We start from the raw sequence: 18168 nt of genomic DNA on the forward strand, positions 1-18168 counted from the left end.
GCCAGCATAGGCAGTCGGGGAGCCGCCACCCATCAACCGAAAGTTGGAGCCGGGAGCCTCCTCACGGGCGATCTCCCCGCGCCGGCTCACGACCAGACTCGAAGACGTGGCCGTCACCGTGACGACCGCGAAGTCGAGGAGGCAGACGTTGTACGTCGGATGGCGCGACCTGGTGCATGCAAAGGGCCGGTTCCTGTTGATGGCGGGTGTGGTCACCCTGATCGCCGTGCTCGTCGGACTGCTGAGCGGGCTCACCCGCGGGCTGGCCGACGAGAGCACCTCGGCGATCACCGGACTCCGTACGGAGCGTCTGGTCTTCTCCGGAGCCACGGCCGACTTCTCAGCGTCGCGGGTCCCGACCGACGGCAGCATCGAGGGCGAGCCCCTGGGTGTGGCCACCTCGCGTGCGGCGACCGCGGCCAAGGCCGAGCCGGTGACGGTCATGGGGGTGCGGCCCGGCAGCCCGATCGCGCCCGACGCCGACGGGGTCGGTCCCGGAAGGGTGGTCCTGACCGACCAGGTCGCCGAACACCTCGACCTGCACGAGGGCGACGAGCTCTTGGTCGGCACACAGGAGTTCACGGTCACCGCCGTGCGTGGTGACGCGTCCTACTCGCACGTGCCCGTGGTGTGGCTCGACCTCGTCGACTGGCAGTCGGTGACCGGCGCGACGGATTCCGCGACCGTCTTCGCCACCGATTCCACCTCGGCGCCGACCGGTTTCACCAAGGTGTCCCTCGACGACTCGCTCGCGGGGATCGGCGCGTACTCGTCGGAGAACGGCTCGCTGCAGCTGATCCGCGGGTTCCTGTTCGCCATCTCCGCACTCGTGGTGGGCTCGTTCTTCACGGTGTGGACCGTGCAACGCCAGCGCGACATCGCCGTCCTGAAGGCGCTCGGTGCCTCGACCGGCCACCTGATCCGCGATGCCCTCGGTCAGGCTGCACTGCTGCTGGGACTGGGAGTCGGACTCGGTGCCGTGATCGTCGTCGGCGTCGGGGCGCTCGCCGTCCGCGCCGTGCCGTTCGTGCTCGACGCGGCCACGATCGGACTGCCGTTGCTGGCCCTGGTCCTGCTCGGCCTCGCCGGCGCCGCCCTCGCCGTACGCCGCATCACCTCCGTCGACCCGCTGACCGCACTGGGGAGTGCCCGATGAACGCCCTTGAACTGACCGACGTCACCCTCACCTACCCCGACGGTGCCTCCCGGCTGACCGCCGTCGACCACGCCTCGCTGGTCGTGCCGCGCGGCGCCCTGACCGCGCTGGTCGGGCCCTCTGGGTCCGGGAAGTCGTCACTGCTCGCGGTGGCGGCCACCCTGATCACCCCCGACACGGGCCGGGTGGTCGTCGACGGAGTCGACACCGGCACCCTCTCGGCAGGCCAGCGCACGCAGCTGCGCCGCGACCGGGTCGGTCTGGTCTTCCAGCAACCCAACCTGATCGACTCGCTGACCGCCCTCGAACAGCTCACCGTCACCGCGTCACTGGCTGGTCGCTCACGCCGTACGGCGACGGGGGAGGCGCGTGACCTCCTCGCCGATGTGGGGCTGCTCGAGCAGTCGGACCGTTTGCCGGCGCAGCTCTCGGGCGGGCAACGCCAGCGGGTGAACATCGCCCGGGCGCTGATGGGTTCGCCGGCACTGCTGCTGGTCGATGAGCCGACGTCCGCGCTGGACCACGCACGCGGTGCCGAGGTGATGGCCCTGATCCGGCGGATGACCGTCGACCGCAACGTCGGGACCGTGCTGGTCACCCACGACACCGGGCACCTGGGCGACGACGACCGCGTCGTCGAGTGCGTCGACGGCCGCCTGCGGGAGTCTGCCCCCGTCTGAGGCGGCCGTATCGCCCCCGAAGACTAAGGTGCAGATGGGGGCCCGTGAACGAGGAGGTGGTGGGGCGCATGACGGTGGATTTCGCGCAGGTGAACGGGATCGAGGTCGCCTACCACCGGGTCGGTGACGGGCCGCTCCTCGTCCTCGTCCACGGCGCGGCGGAGGACGGCCGCATCTGGGAACCACAGCTCGAGGTTCTCTCCGACGACTTCACGGTCGTGGCCTGGGACGAGCCCGGCGCCGGTCGGTCCGGTGACATGCCCAGGGACTTCGGCCTCACGGACTACGCCGACTGCCTCGCGGGACTGATCGACTCGCTGGCCCTGGGGCCCGCGCACGTCGCCGGTCTCTCGTGGGGCGGCACGGTGGTCCTTGAGCTCTACCGCCGTCATCCGGCTCTCGTCGCCACGCTGATCATGAACGACACGTACGCCGGGTGGTCGGGGTCCCTTCCCGCCGACGAGGTCCGGGCTCGGGTGGACGGTGCCCGCCGGATGCTGGCTGCACCTGCGGAGGACTTCAGCCCCACCCTTCCGGGGCTCTTCGCCGGCGACCCACCGGCGGAGTTCCTGCCGCTGCTCGCGGCCATTTCCGCCGACGTCCGGCCGGCCTCACTCAGGCACCAGCTCGCCATCATGGCCGCGGCCGACCTGAGCGACCTGCTTCCTCGGGTCGCCGTCCCCACCCTGCTGCTCTGGGGCGAGGAGGACGTGCGCTCGCCCCTGAGCGTGGCCCGTCAGTTCGAGACGGCGATCGCGGACACGCAGCTCGTGGTGATCCCGGGCGCCGGGCACATGTGCAACCTCGAGCGGCCCGGGCTGGTGAACCGAGCCGTGCGCGAGTTCTGCCTGGCCCATCCCCAGAGGTGAACGAGGCGGGCAGGCTGTCGCGCAGGTGACTTTTCCGCTGGCTCCGCGCTTCGAGCGTGTCGACAGGACCCGAGCAGTCACCGCTGGCTGGACTCGTACGCCGACACCGCCATCGGAAGGGTCGGGAAGATGCGGTCGGCCCCGATCCGGTCCAACAGCCCGGTGGGCTTCAACTCATCCCGCAGGTCCTGCTTCACCCGGGCCAGGGCCAGGGTCACCCCGCGTTCGGTCATCTGGCGGCGCAGCGTCTCGAGCGCGTCGGCAGCGGTGATGTCCACCTCGACCATGGCTTCCGTGTTCAGCACCAGCCAGCGCACCGGCTGCTGGGCTCCGTCCACGGCCCTGACCGCCCGTCGCAGGAAGTCCCCGGCGTTGGCGAAGAAGAGCGGGGAGTCGTACCGATAGACCACCAGGCCCGGAACCTGCTGCGCGAGCGGGTAGTCATCGATGTCGTGCATGCCCGCCACGCCCGGAACCGTGCCCTCGACTGCGTCATGGGGCCGGGCCACGCGACGGAGGAGGTCGAGCACGGAGAGCACGATCGCGATCAGCACACCCTGGAGCACGCCGAGCACGAGCACCGCCGCGATCGTGGCGACGCACAGGAGCAGCTCGCTTCGCCGGAACGCGGCGAAGCGACGCAGCTCGGCTATCTCAATCAGCCGCACCGCCGCGTAGACGACGACGGCCCCCAGGGCCGCCGAAGGAAAGGCGGCGAGCACGGGGCCCATGGTGAAGATGGCGGCCACGGTGGCGGCCAGGGTGACCAGGCTCGTCACCTGCGACCTGGCACCGACCGCGTCCGCGATCGCCGTACGGCTGCCGCTGCTGCTGACCGGGAAGCCGTGCATCAGTCCGGACCCGATGTTGGCCAGGCCGAGACCGAGCAGCTCCCTGCGCGGGTCTATGGCCTCCTGGCGGCGGTCCGCGAACGATCGCGCGGTCAACACGTTGTCCGTGTAGCCGACCAGTGCCACGCCCAGTGCGGGCAGCACGAGGCCTGCCACGTCGCCGAGGCCCACGGCCGGTACGGCGGGCATCGGCAGGCCCGTGGGGATCGTCCCGATGACCTCGACGCCGGCACCAGGGAGGTCCAGCAGCACCGACACGCCGGCAGCGCCGAGCATCCCGATCAGGGCAACGGGCGCCCTGGGAAACGCCCACGACCCGAGCAGCAGCACGGCCAGCGTGGCCAGGCCCAGTGCGAGCGTCGGAGCATGCACGCCGTCGATGTTCTCGACCAGGCTGACGAGGTCGGCCCCGGTCGAGTCCCCGGACGCGGTCGTGCCGGTGAGCCTGTCCAGCTGAGAGACCACCATGACCACGGCGATTCCGGTCATGTAGCCGACCAGGACGGGGCGCGAGAGGAGGTCGGCGAAGGCGCTGAAGCCCACGAACCACCCCAGCAGGCAGATCAGCGCGACCATCAGCGCCAGCGCCGCCGCGAATGCGGCCGGATTCGCCGAGGCGGCGGGGCTGGCGCCGAGGACCGCGGCCGTCATCAGTGCCGTGGTCGACTCCGGTCCGACCGACAGCACCCGCGACGACCCGACGAACGCATAGCCGAGGAGGGCTCCTGCGGCAGCCCAGAGGCCTGTCACGGCAGGTAGTCCGGCCAGCTCTGCGTAGGCCATCACCTGCGGAATGAGATAGGCGGTGACGGTGACGCCGGCCAGCAGGTCGCCCCGGAACCACGATCGGTGGTACCCGGTCAGCAGGGAGACCGGTTTCCCCGCCATCACGAGTTCCCGCGGATCAGTGGGAAGGGACCACGACGACAGGCGTCTCCGAGTGGTGCAGCACCCCTCGGGCCACCGAGCCCAGCTCCAGACCGAACCTGCCGTTGCGGCGTCGGCCCAGCACCAGGAGCTGTGCCCGAGCCGCCGCGTCGAGCAGCGCGGTGCCCGGATGGCCAACCTTGTGGGTGAGCTCCACCTCGACGTCGGGGAACTCGTCGCGGAGCGGCTTGACGGTGCGCTCCACGGACCCGGCACCCCGTTCCTGCCATTCCCGGTACGTCGGCCCGCCGAGCTGGGGGTCCCACACGAGGATCGGCTCGATGTCCACCGAGTGCAGGACCTCCAGCCGGACGCCGCGTCGCGCGGCCTCGGTGAACGCGAAGCGCAAGGCGGTCTCCGACTCCTCGTCGGGGTCGATCCCCACGAGGACCTTGTCGTGCTCGTGAGCAGCCTGCTCCCAGGCCGGCGGGACGACGAACACCGGCACCCGTGACCGGCCGGCCACCGCGATGGAGGTCGACCCGGCCAGCATCCGGCTGAACGTCCCGAGCCCGCGTTTGCCGACGACCAGGCGGGCCTGTTCGACGGAGCGGTCGAGCAGGCAGTGGGCGGCCCCACCGAACCTGACCTCGTGGTGAACTGTCAGGTCGGGGTGGTCGGCGCGCAGCCGACGTTCCGTCTCGTGCAGGAGCTGCCACTCGTGCGAGGTGTCGAAGCGAACGTCGTGATGGGGCACGGGGATGACCGAGTCGTCGACGGCGACGACCAGGACCAGGTCACGCCCCGTGGCGGTGGCGTCATGCGCGGCGTAGTCGACGGCGGCGGCGTTGCTCGGTGACGCGTCGACGCCGACGACGATCGCGCGGGTCGGGTCGGTCCACGCCACGGGGCGGCTCTGCCATGCCGGGGCGGTCATCGCAGTGCTCTGATGACGGGGTGGGTGCGCAACATGATGATTCCTCCTGGAGTCCGATTGCCTCCAGCGAACCGCGCAGGCCCTGCGCGCCGGCAGGGACGATCGTCGTGTGTCGGTGGGCACAAAGCCCCGGACGGAGTCCGGGCCCGGATCAGCCGAGAGTGGGCGACGAGACGGGGCGGAGCCACGGCACGACGGCGACAGGACTCTCCGTGCGCTGCAGAAGCCCTCGTACGGTCGAGCCGAGTCGATGACGGCCCAGGCCCTTGGACCGGGTCCGCCCGACGACGGTCAGCTGGGCCTGGCGAGCGGACTGGAGCAGGGCGACCACCGGCGTGGCGGCGCTGCAGGACAGGGTCGCCACCACCTCCGGGAACTGTTCGAGCCATGGTTCCAACCGGGTCGCGAGGGACGTCCGGACCGACTCTTCGTAGAGGGCGATCGCCTCGGCGTCGTACGCCAGCACCGGAGGAACCTGCCAGGCGCAGACGATGGTCAACGGTGCCCGGAGGTCGTCCGCGCGGGCGAACGCGAACGCGAGGGCCGGCGCCTCGGGTTCCTGGCCCTCGCCAGCGTCGGGCGAGAGTCCGAGCACGATCGGTGCCGCCGCGAACCGAGGTTGGATCCATGCCTCAGGGACCACCACCACCGGCACGGGGGAGTGTGTGGCCACCAGGGCCGACGTGCCGCGGGTCATCGCCCGCGCCGTACGTCCCATGCCACGGTGGCCGATCACCACCAGCCCATTGCCGGGGGCGGCCGCCAGGAGGGTGGGAGCGACGGGGCCGACCAGTCGGCGTGTCTGCACCTGTCCCAGGGCGAGCCGTCTGGCGAGCACGGACAGGTCGTGGCCGGTCTGCTCCGAGGCCTCGTCCGCGCTCGACTCCACGGCGGTCACGAGGCGCACCAGCTGCCCGGTCCGTTCCGCTTCCTGGGCAGCCCAGACGACGGCTGAGGCCGAACGGCCGTCGGCGCCGACCCCGACCAGGAGCGGACGCGTTGCGGAGCCATGCCGTGCGCGCGCCACTCCAGTGGAACGGTTGTCCATGGTGGGCTCCTCGCTGCCTGCGGTTCCTCCCTTCACGATGGCGTCGACCGAACCGCGCCGGGAGGGCCAGCCGTCCCGACTCGCGGGACCTTCGCCCCTGCATGGAGCGACAGCCCGCTCCTAACGTGGGGACGCCAGGTCGCGGTGACGTGCCGCGGCCGTTGCAGGAGGAGCGACCCAGTGAATGTGCCCCGCGAACTGCCCACGGAGAAGTGCCTGGACCTGCTCTCTGCGGGAGTGGTCGGGCGGGTGGCGATCTGCACCCCCGACGGCCCGCGCATCGTGCCGGTGAACTACGCCGTCGTGCGCGGCGCCGTCGTCTTCCGGACGGATCCCGACTCGGTCCTTGGTCAGCGCCGCTGGCCGGAGCTCCTCGCCTTCGAGGTCGATCACCTCGACTACGAGCGGCACCGTGGCTGGAGCGTGGTGGCGGTCGGCACCGGTGAGTGTGTCGAGGACCCGGACACCCTGGCCGTCATCCGCCGGGACTGGGAACCGCGGCCCTGGGCCGGGGGCGAGCGTCCGCTCCACATCCGCCTCGCCTGGACTGAGCTGTCCGGCCGCCAGCTCGGAGGACCCTGGTCCTCGACCGAGGAGATGCCCGTACGACGCACCGTATGAGGCCTGGTGACCGGCGGTCGCCCGAGTCAGCGGCCGATGCCGATGTCACGACGCGACCAGAACGGCAACGCGGTGACAAGAGCGAGCATCGGGGGCACGACCAGCCACACGAATGACGCGGGCAGTTGAGCTGCCAGCGGCCCGGCGTGCAGCGCCTGGTCGAACGGAGAGAGCCTTCGCCAGTCCGTGAACTCATTCACGAGGGCGCCGGCGACGAACAGTAGATACGCGGCCAGGACCAGGGCGGCGGGCACGCCGACCGCCAATCCACGACGCCCGGTGAGGGCACCAGTCACCAGGGCGAGCATCCCGAACTCGAAGCCCAGCAACACCAGGGCGATGGCGCCCACGGTCGCTGCCGCCAGCGAGATGCCGAGGCCGAAGAATCGGCCGCCGATCACCGTCGCGCCCCAGACCGCGGTGCCGAGGACGGCAATGCTGAGGGTGAGGGCGGCGGCCTCCTGCACGAGGAGTCGTGTGGCCGACAGCGGAGTGACGAGCAGTAGGTCGAGTGTGCCTGCCTCTTCCTCGCCGGCAAGCATGCGTGCCCCGCGCGTGATCGCGAACACCAGGAAGATCATCGGCAGGACCAGCGTGAACAGTTCGGCGTTGAGGAAGCCGGCACCGGTCGCCATCTGGTCGAGTGAGAAGACTTCCCGCAGGGCCGGTGGGAGATCCCTGAGGTAGTCGTCGAGGGTGGTCATGTTGGCCATGGAGGGCCAGAGTGCGGCCTCGAGCAGGACGACCAACGCGACTCCGCTAGCCCAGAAGGGAAGGCTGCGGCGCTGATCCCACAGGGCCTTCTGAAAGACGTTGCGCATCAGGGTCCTCCGATCCGTTCTCGTAGAAGCCGAGGAAGGTGTCTGCCAGGTCCGTGTCGTGGGTCGTGATCCGCGCGACGCCGTACGGTGCGGCGACCCGCACGAGGTCGGCGGTCGACCCGGTCACGGTCAGGTGAGCGGTCCGGTCGCGGACGTGGACGTCGCGCACGCCACTGGCGTGGCGGAGCTCAGCCTCGGGGACGTCATGTTCGAAGGTGAGGTCGATGCTGCGGCGCGCGCCGGCGTGGAGCTCGTCCATCGGCAGTGTGGTCAGTAGTCGTCCGCTCTTCAGGATCGCTATCCGGTCTGCCACGGCCTCCACCTCGGAGAGGACGTGGGAGGAGAGCAGCACTGTCTGCCCTCGCCCGCGGACCTCACCCAGGAGCGCCAGGAACTCGCGCTGCATCAGGGGGTCGAGCCCTTGCGTCGGTTCGTCGAGGACGAGCAGCGGCGGCTGGTTCATGAAGGCCTGGATGATGCCGATCTTCTGCCTGTTGCCGTGGGAGAGCGTCCCGAGCCTCCGCCCCAGGTCGACGTCGAACCGTTCGGCCAGCCGCCTGACCATGGCCGGATCCACGCCGCCTCGCAGTGAAGCGATCAGGTGGAGAAACTGCCGGCCGGTCTGGTCGGCGTACCCGGTGAAGTCCCCGGGAAGGTAGCCGATCATCCGTTGGACGCGGTCGCGGTCGGAGGTGACGTCGCGGCCGAAGATGCGGGCCCGACCCGAGGTGGGTCGGTAGAGCCCGGCCAGAAGCTTGAGGGTGGTGGTCTTGCCGGCCCCGTTGGGTCCCAGGTAACCGAACACGACGCCGCGCGGCACCTCAAGGTCAAGGTCCTGCAGGGCGCGCCGCTTCCCGAACGCCTTGGTCAGGCCGGTCGTCGCGACGGCAAGGGACTCGTCCACAGTGACTCCTCTCCGGCTACACGCTAGGAGTCTCGCTCCGGGTGCCGGGAGGGTCCAAGGGCCCGCGTCGACGAGTCTCCCGGCCCCAGACAGGGCTGAAGGTCCCGAGCAGTTGACGACCAACGCCACTGTCGGTGGCCCGGGCTCGCGATGAGCGTTGGGTCATGAGCAACCCCATGACGTTGACCTTCCTGGGCGCGGCCGGCACGGTCACCGGGAGCAAGTTCCTGTTGGAGCACGACGGCCGCCGGATCCTGGTCGACGCCGGCCTCTTCCAGGGTGAGTCCGCTTGGCGGCGGCGCAACTGGGAGCCGCCGCCGCTGGATCCGTCGACACTCGACGCCGTGGTGCTGACTCACGCCCACCTGGACCACTCCGGGTACCTTCCGGTCCTGGCCCGCGAAGGCTTTGCCGGCCACGTGACCTGCACGTCGGACACCGCGCGCCTGGCGGCGATCGTGCTGCGCGATGCTGCCCACCTCCAGGAGGAGGAGGCACGGTGGGCGCGGTCGACGGGCCTTTCGAAGCACGAACGCCCGCGACCCCTCTTCGACAGTGCTGACGCGGAGCGGGCGATCGCACTCCTGCGCCCGGTTGCCCGACATGAGGAGATTCCGCTGGGTGGGGAGTTCACCGCCGAGCTGTTCCGCGCCGGCCACATCCTGGGATCGTCGTTCGTGGCGATCTCCCGAGGCACGACCCGACTTGTGTTCAGCGGTGATCTCGGCCGGACGGATCATCCGTTGCTGCGTGCACCGGAACACCCCGGACGGGCCGATCACTTCGTCGTCGAGTCGACGTACGGCAACCGGGAACACCACGGCCACGGCAGCGAGGAGCTGGCCGGGGCGTTGGAGCGAACTTTGCGACGCGGTGGCGTCGCACTGCTGCCTGCCTTCGCAGTCGACCGGACTCCGATGGTCCTGCACGAGATCCAGCGGCTCGTGAGATCCGGCCAGGTTCAGGACGTGCCGGTGTACGTCGACAGCCCGATGGCGCTGAGTGCTCTGCAGGTCTACCAGGCGGCCTTGCGAGCCACCGACACCGACTTCCGCGACGAGATCGCGAGCGACTCGGATCCGTTCGACCCGGGCAAGCTTCGGCTGGTCTCGGACCCCGACGAGTCAAGGCGGCTGAACGACCCACGGCATCCGTGCATTCTCGTCTCGGCGTCGGGTATGGCGACCGGCGGCCGCGTGCTTCACCACCTCGAGCACCAGTTGCCGATGGAGCGGAACAGCGTGATCCTCACCGGGTACCAGGTCGCAGGGACCCGCGGGCGATTCCTCGCCGACGGAGCGCGCGCCGTCAAGATCCACGGTCGTTACGTCCCCGTGCGTGCAGAGGTCGTCAATGTCCGGGGCTTCTCCGCGCACGCGGACGCCTCCCAGATGATCGAGTGGCTGCGTCCCTCCCCGTCGCCGCGGACGACCTTCGTGGTCCACGGGGAACCGCACTCGGCCCAGGCACTTGCGGAGCGCCTGCGTGAAGAGCTCTCCTGGACTGCCGTCGTGCCCGGCCATGAGGAGAGGGTGCTCGTCGACTGACGGCGCGGACCGGTACCTGGGTCGCGCGGCGGTGCGGTGAGAAGCGTCGGTGGTGTCAGCCCGGTACCACCGCGACCGGGACCTCGGCGTAGTGGAGCACCTGGCGCGAGGTGGAGCCGAGACCCGGCGCAAAATGTTCTCGGTCTTCTCTGCCCAGCACCAGCAGCTGGGCAGCCCGCGCACGACGCAGCAGGGCTGTTGCGGGGTCGACCCGTTCGTCGCAGAGTGTGACCGGCACCGAGGCGAAGGCGGATTGAAGAGGGGCCACCACGTCTTCCAGGCGCCTCGCACCGATCGTCAGCGTGCTTCGGTGGGCGGGAGCGGCCTGCAGGGGATCCCAGACCAAGCGGGTCTCGGCGTCGATCGCGTGCACTGCCACGAGGGAGGCCCCCCGTCGCGCTGCCTCCGCGAAGGCGAACCTGAGAGCCGTGTCGTCGTGGCGCGCCGGATCGACGCCCACCACGACTGTTTGGCGCCCGTGGTCCGCGTGGCGCCAGGCCGCGGGAACGATCACGACCGGTCGGTCCGAGCGGGCTGCGACGTCGGTGGAGGTCGAGCCCAGAATCGGACGACCGAAGGTTCCGAGCCCGCGTCGCCCGACCACCAGACGGTCCGCACGCCTTGTCCGGTCGAGCAGGCGGGAGGGCACGTTGCCGAACTCGAGGGTGCTGCGCACCCTGAGCTCGGGGTGCTGCCTCGTGGCCTTTCGCGCGACGTGAGTGAGCAGGGTCCAGGCAGGCTCCGGATCCCGGGCGGGCGAGGGGGCGCCCGGAACGTCGAGCACTGCCACCAGAAGGAGTGGACGCCGCGTTCCTGAAGCCTCTTCGACGGCATACCGGACGGCCGCCTGGTTGTTCCTCGAACCATCGACTCCGACAACGATCGGGCGGCGACGTGGCAGATCACGGATGCGTTCTGGCATGTCTTGACCCTGTCGAAGCGTGGCCGACTGCAGAAGGGCCGGAGGTCACTCGGACAGGGACTGAGTGCCCGTGTGGGCAGCCCCTCCTGCGGGAAGCCCGGCTCGACCCTGCTCGACGCAGGCGTGGGACCGGGACCTTCGACCCTTCGCCGACCCCCGCACCGGCTCGTAGCGTGAAGCCAGGGGCACCCGTCGCCCGATGGGCAGCCAGAAGAGAGGAGCCTGTCATGGACATGCCGCGAGAACTCTCCCCACAGGAGTGCCTCGAACTGCTCTCGCACGAGGAGGTGGCCCGGGTGGCAGTGTGCACACCGTCGGGTCCCCACATCGTGCCGGTGAACTACGTCGTCGTGGACGACGCCATCGTGTTCCGTACGGCGCCGTACTCAGTGCTGGGCACGGTGGGCTGGTCGTCGCACCTGGCCGTCGAGGTCGACCATCTCGACCCTGGCCTGCGGCGTGGCTGGAGCGTGGTGGCCACAGGTCACGGCGAGATGCTCTCGGACGCCGATGCGCTGTCCGCCTTGGCAGGCTTGGCCGACCTCGAGCCCTGGGCGGGTGGGAGCCGGCATCTTCACATCAGGTTGCCGTGGGTCTCCTTGACGGGACGCGCGGTCGGGGGAACCACCGCCACGGGCACCTCGGCATAGTGGAGAGCGGCTTGTGCGACGGAGCCGAACGGAAAGCTGCCCCTGCGGTCGCGGCTGCCATGGCGTCCGAGTACGAGCAGCTGCGCAGGTCCGGTCCGGTCGAGCAGGACGGTCAGCGGGTGTTCGTGGCCGTGGAGCAATTCGACGTGGACGTCGTCGAACCGGTCACGGAACGGCGCGACCGCGCGGGCGAGCGCCTCTGGCGAGGCCTGCTCGGCGGCTTCCACGGCACTGACCTCCGGAGGAGGATCCTGATCCCAGTCCCGCGCTGGCAACTCTCGTCCGTGCGCCGCGATCAGGGTCACGCCGCGGCGCTGAGCTTCCAGGAACGCATAGAGCAACGCTTCCCCCTGCACGTCACGATGATCGACTCCGACGACGACAGGTTCCCTGCGATGCGCGCGACTGTCCCAGTCCTGCGGGACCACCACCACGGGCACGCGCGCGCGGCCGCAGACCTTCAGCGATGTGGAGCCGATGAGCAGCCGAAGGAAGGTGCCGTGACCACGTCGACCGACCACGACAGCCGACTGTGCGGCGGAGCGCGTGACCAAGGTGTCCTCGAGTCGGCCGATCCCGAGTTCCTCGAGGACGTGGGCCTCGGGGTGAGCGCTGTGAACCGTCTCCGCCACAGCTGCGAGGAGTCGTCGTCCCAGGGTGTCGTCAGGCTCCATGCGATGGAACGGCAGTGGAATCTCCGACCCGTCGAGCACGTGCAGCAGGGTCAGCGGGCGGTCGCTCCCGACCGCGGTGTCGGCAGCCCATTCGATGGCGGCCCGGTTTTGGCGGGAACCGTCCACAGCCACGACGACTGCCCTTCCGGGCTCCGTCCATGCGGGGTCTTCGTGTCCGACCTGGGTGGCCTCGTCAGCGGGCATCGTGGGTCCTTCCAATCGTTGCGTCCCTCCAGCCAACGGCGGCGCCTCCCGGCTTCACAGGGGAGCAGGTCTCGTGTGATGGAGCACAAGGTCCCTCCCACGAGGACATCAGGAGGGCGCAGAGTGTCCGGTATGGAGCGCGCAGGGATCGGATCGATGCCGGGCGAGACCAGCAGGCCCGCTGCCAAGGCACCACCACCGGGCGCCTATGGGGTGCTCCTGTTGGTCCTGGCCGGCAGCCTGCTCGCCAACTCCGTGCTCGGGCCCCTGGTCCTGGGAGTCGTGAGGTACCCCGTCTCCGACACGCTGGCGAACCAGCTCCTCGGACTCGAGCTCGTGACCCTCGTCGTCGTCGTCCCGTGGGCAGCGCTCGCGGGAGTGGCGGGGCTCATGGGGGCGCGCTCGGCGCCCCTCTTCGGGTTCGCCCCGTCCGCCTACGCGGCCTACATGCTCGTGCAGTACATCCTCGGACCCGAGTACGACCACTACTCGGTTGTCGTGCTGGGTCAGCTGCTGACCTTCGTCCTCGCAGCCGGTTTGATGGTCTGGTCGTGGGCACTGTCGGCGTACGTCCCGGTGCCGCGACGCGACAGTCGTGACCAGCGACGGGCCGGGCTGGTCATGTTCGCCCTGGCCACCTTCGTGGCGCTTCGGTACGCCGGCGCCGTCGGCGGCTCGTTCGCCGGAGCCGGGATCGGAGCCGAGTTCGCGGAGGAGCGAACCTTCTACTGGTCCATCTTCCTGCTCGATCTGGGGATCGTGGTGCCCTGTACTGTCGCCGCCGGATGCGCGCTCGTCTCCGGAGCCGCGGGCGGATGGCGTGCCCACTACGCGGTGATCGGCTGGTTCGCGCTGGTTCCCCCGTCGGTGACCGCGATGGCAGTCGTCATGCTGCTCAGGGACGACCCGCATGCCTCGGTTCCCACGACGCTGCTGTTGGGGGCTGCCTCGGTGGTGTTCGGCTCCTTCGCCTGGCACACGTTCCGCACGCTCCTCCGGCCCGCCGGGTCCTTGGTCCCGACGGGGCATGTCTCGTGACCCTGCAGCCACGGTCGCCTGCCGAGAAGACTCGGAAGTGAGCGGGCACGTCCTGGGCCCCCACTCCGACGAGGGAGACGACATGACCAACGAGCGCTGGTACGCGAACCACTTCAGGGAGCTGTCCCCGGACGAGTGCCTGGAGCTGTTGGGATCCTGCCCGGTCGGGCGCATTGCCTACTCGGTCGAGGGCGGTCCGGTGGTCCTTCCGGTGAACCACGTGCTCGATGGCGGTGACATCCTGTTCCGGACCTCTCCGCACACCGAACTGGGCCGCACGATGATCTCCGGCCACGTCGCCTTCCAGGTCGACCACTTCGACGAGACCGACCGCACCGGTTGGAGCGTCCTCGTGCGCGGCTCGGCCGAGTACGACGACTCCGACGTGAGCATTCCGGAGGATCGGCCGGCTCCCTGGGCGGACGGAACGCGGAACCTCGTGGTGCGCATCCGGCCTCGTCTGGTGACCGGGCGCAGACTCCTGCCGGCGTGACCACGCTGGAGGCCCCGAGCGGCAAGGTGGCCCGCGCCAGCGACGGTCCCGGGCGTCGCCGGAGGGTGGCCAGCCGCATCGAGGCACGAGTGCCCGAGGTCGGGCCGGACGCACTGGTGGTCGAGGCCCGCGCCCTGTTGGCAGCCGGCCGGTTCTCCTACGCCGGACATCTCGCCGTCCTCGACGGCGACCACCTGGTCGGGCTGGTGCCCGTCGAGTCGCTGTCAGCCGCGTCGCCCGGCGATCGAGTGGCCGGGCTGGTCGATCCGGGCGTGCCTCGGGCGGCACCCGACGACTTCGAGGAAGCGGCAGCCGCAGACGTGGCTCGGCGGGGCTCCAGGGTGCTCGCGGTGGTCGACGTGGATCACCGCTTCCTCGGTGTGCTCCCGCCGGAGGCGTTGCTGCTGGCGTTGGTGACCGAGCACGAGGAGGACGTCGCCCGCTTCGGCGGTTCCCTGGCCCGGACCGCCCAGGTGCGCTCGGCACTCGAGGAGCGCGTCGTGCGTCGGCTCTGGCACCGCACCCCGTGGCTGGTCCTCGGCCTGCTCGGGGCGATGTTCTCCACGGTGCTGACGGCCTCCTTCGAGGACGCGCTCGCCACCCGTGTGGTCCTGGCCTTCTTCGTCCCGGCGGTCGTCTACCTGGCCGACGCCGTCGGCACCCAGACGGAGGCCCTGGTGATCCGCGGCATCTCCCAAGGTGTCTCCCTGCGCGCAATCCTGGTCAGTGAGCTGGCGACGGGCCTCCTCATCGGGCTCGTCCTGGCCGGCCTGTTCCTGCCCTTCGCTTTCATGGTCGGCGGAGACCTGCGACTGGCGTTCGCGATCTCCCTCGCGTTGGTGGTCAGCTGTGCCACCGCCACCCTCGTGGCGCTGGGGCTTCCCTACGTCTTCGCGAAGTTCGGGAAGGACCCGGCCTTCGGATCGGGACCCCTGGCCACCGTGATCCAGGACCTGCTGTCGCTTGCCGTCTACTTCGCCCTGGCCATCTCGGTCGGGGGAGTCTGAGCCCTCGGCTTCGGGCCCTTGGTCCTCGTCGTTCGGGCCCATGGACCGTGTGGCACGCCCTTCGTCGTCGGCACGCTGAAACCATGGACACACACATCACACCGGACAGCATCGTGCTCGGCTATGACGGCTCCGAGCCCGCCAGGCATGCCGTCACCTGGGCAGCAGATCAGGCGGCCCTCGAGGGACGGCCCCTCGCCATCGTGAATGCGGGCGGCGAGGGTGAGCTCAGGACCATCGGATGGGCGGGAGTGGACGGCGGCTGTTCGCAACAGCTGCCGGATCTCCTCGCGACGTCCAGGGCGCTCGTGCAGGAGGCCGTGACACTCGCGTCGTCGACGCAAACCGGCGTCCAGGTCCAAGGAGTGCCACTGCTGGGTGGAGCCCGGCAGCGTCTCGTCGAGCTCTCCGCCTCGGCACACATGATCGTCCTGGGATCGCGGGGCCGGGGTCCCTTCCGCAGCACGGTCCTCGGATCCGTGAGCGCAGCCGTTGTCCGATCGGCACACTGCACCGTCGTGGTGTGCCGGCCCGGGCACGCCGGCGCCCTCAAGGACGGCGTCCTCGTCGGCGCCGACGGGTCCGCAGAGTCGCTTCCGGTGGTCGAGTACGCCTTCCGCCACGCCTCCCTGCGGGGCCTCCCGTTGACCGTGGTGCACTGCGTGACAGGTTCCGTCACCCACCCGTCTGTTCCGGAGTCCGTGGTCCTGTCCGACGACCAGGAGCTTCACCTGATCCTGTCGGAGTCGGTCGCTGGCCTGGCGGAGAAGTTCCCGGACGTGCACGTCACGCTCCAGCTGGCTCGGGGCCCCGTCGAGCAGTGCCTGACGAGCGGATCGCGACCCAGGGATCTCATCGTCGTGGGCCGCCACCGGGTGTCACCGCTCCTGGGGCTGGTCACCGGAGCCACGGCCACGGCGGTGCTCGAGCGGTCGGGCAGCACGGTCGCCGTGGTCCCCGAGGCTGCACCCGACAGCGAGATCTGACGGAGGACCGGTGATGGAACATATCGAGGACGCCGTCACGGAACTGACGTCCGAACAGTGCTGGGCACTGCTCGAGGGCGAGGAGTTCGGCCGGCTGGCCTTCCGACTGGTCACCGAGGTGCACATAGTGCCGCTCAACTACTCGGTGGCGCGGCGCATGCTGCTCTTCCCCACGGACTCTGGCAACAAGCTTCTGGCCGCGGCCATGCACTCCGAGGTGGCCTTCGAGATCGACTGGTACGACGACGAGTCCGCCTGGTCCGTCGTCGCTCGGGGCACACTCCGGCGACTCGGTGAGGACGAACAGCACCGTCTCGGGGAGAAGACACCGAAGTCGTGGCTGCCCACACTCAAGTTCGACGTCGTGGAGCTGAGCCCCTCAGTGGTCACCGGCCGCCGCTTCGTCCTCCGCCGGCCGATCACCAGCTGAGTACGTCGTCCAGCGGCCGGCGCGGCGTCCTGGGGAGAGCCCCTCGGCTGATCGCCTGCCAACCGACCCGGACCAGGAGATGCGGGGTGCCCATTCCGTGGAGGACCTCGGCGCGCAGGCGTTCGCGTGTCTCGTCGACCTCGATGACCTGGCTCAGCGGCACCACCGAGAGGCCCTCCCTGGTCGCCCGTAGCCACAGGGCGCTCAGGCCCTCGCCGGTCCGCAACCAGGCGGGGGTGTCGTCCGATGCACCCCGCATCACCAACAGCCCGTCTGCTCCTTCGAGCTCCCGCTCCGGCTCGGTGAGGAGACCGCTTCCGAAGCGCGTGCGCAGGTGTGTGTCGTTCGGCGCGTTCGCGGGGATGACTACGCCGGGGACGCCATCGCGAGCGCTGTGGTTGACCCACTGCCGTTGTTCTTCGGCGAGTGGTTCATCGGTCGCCTGACGGTCGAGTGCCCGGCCGACGAGGAGTTCGGTGCGGAGCTTCTCGGCGAGATCCTGCACCACCATCACATGTGCGCCCCACTCGTCGGCGGTGGCCGCTAGGTGGCGGAGGCGCTCCTCGGGCACCGGCCACGACGTGAACCGACGACGATCCGTGCAGCGATCGCGGATAGCCTGCAGCGCCTCCGCGGCGTCCGGCGGCGGTGTTGCGGGCGTGAGCCTGATCCGGGCCAGGAGCGTCGAACCGTCACCGTCCGGGAGTCGGGTGACGGTGGGCTCCCAACCGAGTGCTCTGGCCGCGACCTGGGCATGGTGAAGTGCGGCACCACAGCTGATCACCAGGTTCCGACCGCGGGTATCGGCCACGGTGAGCTGACGCCCGGTGTCGGCGAACAGCTCGAGCGTGTTGCCGGAGGCATGCCAGGACCACGGTTGGGTGTTGTGGACGCTGGGTGCCATGCAGGCGTGCCCGACGATGTCGCGCAGGATGCGCGCCGGGACCACCTTGGTTTTTGCGGCTCCATCGCCCGTCATGACAGTGACTCAGGCGACGTGCGCAGGTCGCGCAGTGCCAGCGGCACCAGGACGGCCAGCGCGGGGATCGACCACACCCAGACTCCCCAGCCGAACAGCAGCAGCAACAGGTGGAAGACGATGACTTCGGCCCAGCCGTACCTCGCCGCGCGGCCCCCGACCAGAAGGGCGGTGCCCATGGCGATCTCGCCGGTCATCAACAGGAGACCGTAGACGGCAGGTTCGGCCATCACGATCTGTTGCCATCCGTCGCGGACGAACGGGAACAGTCCGTGGTCGGCGAATCCGGCGTACGTCTGTGGGTCGGCGGAGACCAGACCGAGGTGAACGCCACCCATGACCAGGAAGAAACCGCCGACGAGGCGGCGCCCCAGGGCATGGTGGAGCGGGAACGGGCCGAGCGGCTCCCTGTCCTGGGTCGTTGCTGGAACGGCGCGTGTTGCGGTGGTCATCAGGTGTCCCTTCGTCATGTCCAACGATCCAG

General features: G+C 70.0%; 20 protein-coding genes. 11 read left to right on the top strand and 9 right to left on the bottom strand.

The window, feature by feature from the left end; genetic code table 11:
* Positions 1-106 precede the first annotated feature (106 nt).
* The 3 genes from ASH02_RS04465 to ASH02_RS04475 all read left to right on the top strand — a co-directional run bounded on the left by ASH02_RS04465 (position 107) and on the right by ASH02_RS04475 (position 2705).
* Complete coding sequence (locus tag ASH02_RS04465; protein ID WP_235538981.1) at positions 107-1156, top strand: ABC transporter permease; 1050 nt, start codon at positions 107-109, stop codon at positions 1154-1156.
* Positions 1153-1836: an ABC transporter ATP-binding protein gene (locus ASH02_RS04470; RefSeq protein ID WP_057294343.1), complete on the top strand. Its 684-nt coding sequence runs from the start codon at positions 1153-1155 to the stop codon at positions 1834-1836. The genes ASH02_RS04465 and ASH02_RS04470 overlap by 4 nt, the downstream gene beginning before the upstream one ends.
* 68 nt (positions 1837-1904) lie before the next feature.
* Positions 1905-2705: an alpha/beta fold hydrolase gene (locus ASH02_RS04475; protein ID WP_057294402.1), complete on the top strand. Its 801-nt coding sequence runs from the start codon at positions 1905-1907 to the stop codon at positions 2703-2705.
* A 77-nt stretch (positions 2706-2782) separates the two neighbouring features.
* Here ASH02_RS04475 and ASH02_RS04480 read toward each other — a convergent pair whose 3' ends face one another.
* The 3 genes from ASH02_RS04480 to ASH02_RS04490 all read right to left on the bottom strand — a co-directional run bounded on the left by ASH02_RS04480 (position 2783) and on the right by ASH02_RS04490 (position 6408).
* Positions 2783-4444, bottom strand: a complete 1662-nt coding sequence (locus tag ASH02_RS04480; protein WP_056891089.1) for a SulP family inorganic anion transporter — start codon at positions 4442-4444, stop codon at positions 2783-2785.
* Between the two features lie 16 nt (positions 4445-4460).
* Positions 4461-5360, bottom strand: coding sequence for a universal stress protein (locus ASH02_RS04485; RefSeq protein ID WP_082620794.1), 900 nt, complete (start codon positions 5358-5360; stop codon positions 4461-4463).
* A 151-nt stretch (positions 5361-5511) separates the two neighbouring features.
* Complete coding sequence (locus ASH02_RS04490) at positions 5512-6408, bottom strand: universal stress protein (RefSeq protein WP_057294345.1); 897 nt, start codon at positions 6406-6408, stop codon at positions 5512-5514.
* 180 nt (positions 6409-6588) lie between these two features.
* Here ASH02_RS04490 and ASH02_RS04495 point away from each other — a divergent pair, with 180 nt between their 5' ends.
* Positions 6589-7029: a pyridoxamine 5'-phosphate oxidase family protein gene (locus ASH02_RS04495; protein ID WP_057294346.1), complete on the top strand. Its 441-nt coding sequence runs from the start codon at positions 6589-6591 to the stop codon at positions 7027-7029.
* A 26-nt stretch (positions 7030-7055) separates the two neighbouring features.
* On the opposite strand, the gene ASH02_RS04500 is transcribed toward ASH02_RS04495, so the two are convergent.
* Both ASH02_RS04500 and ASH02_RS04505 read right to left on the bottom strand, forming a co-directional pair.
* Positions 7056-7850, bottom strand: coding sequence for an ABC transporter permease subunit (locus ASH02_RS04500; RefSeq protein WP_082620796.1), 795 nt, complete (start codon positions 7848-7850; stop codon positions 7056-7058).
* Positions 7789-8754: an ABC transporter ATP-binding protein gene (locus tag ASH02_RS04505; protein WP_200959070.1), complete on the bottom strand. Its 966-nt coding sequence runs from the start codon at positions 8752-8754 to the stop codon at positions 7789-7791. The genes ASH02_RS04500 and ASH02_RS04505 overlap by 62 nt, the downstream gene beginning before the upstream one ends.
* Positions 8755-8918: 164 nt before the next feature.
* On the opposite strand from ASH02_RS04505, the gene ASH02_RS04510 reads away from it, so the two are divergent.
* Positions 8919-10301: an MBL fold metallo-hydrolase RNA specificity domain-containing protein gene (locus ASH02_RS04510; RefSeq protein ID WP_057294348.1), complete on the top strand. Its 1383-nt coding sequence runs from the start codon at positions 8919-8921 to the stop codon at positions 10299-10301.
* Positions 10302-10356: 55 nt separating this feature from the next.
* Here the strand turns inward: ASH02_RS04510 and ASH02_RS04515 are convergent, their stop codons facing one another.
* Complete coding sequence (locus ASH02_RS04515) at positions 10357-11223, bottom strand: universal stress protein (protein WP_082620797.1); 867 nt, start codon at positions 11221-11223, stop codon at positions 10357-10359.
* A gap of 227 nt (positions 11224-11450) precedes the next feature.
* Here ASH02_RS04515 and ASH02_RS04520 point away from each other — a divergent pair, with 227 nt between their 5' ends.
* On the top strand, positions 11451-11873 hold the full coding sequence (locus tag ASH02_RS04520; protein WP_056891096.1) for a pyridoxamine 5'-phosphate oxidase family protein: 423 nt from the start codon (positions 11451-11453) through the stop codon (positions 11871-11873).
* Here the strand turns inward: ASH02_RS04520 and ASH02_RS04525 are convergent.
* Complete coding sequence (locus ASH02_RS04525) at positions 11798-12751, bottom strand: universal stress protein (RefSeq protein WP_057294349.1); 954 nt, start codon at positions 12749-12751, stop codon at positions 11798-11800. The two genes, ASH02_RS04520 and ASH02_RS04525, sit on opposite strands and share 76 nt — an antisense overlap.
* A gap of 132 nt (positions 12752-12883) precedes the next feature.
* Between ASH02_RS04525 and ASH02_RS26350 the strand changes: the two genes are divergently transcribed.
* The 5 genes from ASH02_RS26350 (at position 12884) to ASH02_RS04550 (ending at position 16705) form a co-directional block, all read left to right on the top strand.
* Positions 12884-13789 carry a hypothetical protein gene (locus ASH02_RS26350; protein ID WP_057294350.1) on the top strand — a complete coding sequence of 302 codons (906 nt, stop codon included), beginning with the start codon at positions 12884-12886 and terminating at the stop codon, positions 13787-13789.
* A gap of 82 nt (positions 13790-13871) precedes the next feature.
* A complete protein-coding gene (locus ASH02_RS04535) occupies positions 13872-14282 on the top strand; it encodes a pyridoxamine 5'-phosphate oxidase family protein (protein WP_162254270.1) in 411 nt (136 codons plus the stop codon).
* Entirely contained in the window at positions 14279-15289 is a 1011-nt protein-coding gene (locus ASH02_RS04540; RefSeq protein ID WP_057294351.1) for a magnesium transporter, read from the top strand. Before ASH02_RS04535 ends, ASH02_RS04540 begins: the two co-directional genes overlap by 4 nt.
* Before the next feature lie 83 nt (positions 15290-15372).
* On the top strand, positions 15373-16275 hold the full coding sequence (locus tag ASH02_RS04545) for a universal stress protein (RefSeq protein ID WP_057294352.1): 903 nt from the start codon (positions 15373-15375) through the stop codon (positions 16273-16275).
* Positions 16276-16288: 13 nt separating this feature from the next.
* Positions 16289-16705 carry a pyridoxamine 5'-phosphate oxidase family protein gene (locus tag ASH02_RS04550; RefSeq protein WP_057294353.1) on the top strand — a complete coding sequence of 139 codons (417 nt, stop codon included), beginning with the start codon at positions 16289-16291 and terminating at the stop codon, positions 16703-16705.
* Here the strand turns inward: ASH02_RS04550 and ASH02_RS04555 are convergent.
* A complete protein-coding gene (locus tag ASH02_RS04555) occupies positions 16695-17684 on the bottom strand; it encodes an Acg family FMN-binding oxidoreductase (protein WP_156409702.1) in 990 nt (329 codons plus the stop codon). The two genes, ASH02_RS04550 and ASH02_RS04555, sit on opposite strands and share 11 nt — an antisense overlap.
* The gene (locus ASH02_RS04560; protein ID WP_200959072.1) at positions 17681-18136 is read right to left on the bottom strand and encodes a hypothetical protein; all 456 of its coding nucleotides are present in this window, start codon (positions 18134-18136) and stop codon (positions 17681-17683) included. The genes ASH02_RS04555 and ASH02_RS04560 overlap by 4 nt, the downstream gene beginning before the upstream one ends.
* Between the last annotated feature and the right edge of the window lie 32 nt (positions 18137-18168).

The sequence above is a fragment of the Nocardioides sp. Soil796 genome (genome assembly GCF_001429525.1).
Classification (GTDB): Bacteria; Actinomycetota; Actinomycetes; order Propionibacteriales; family Nocardioidaceae; genus Nocardioides.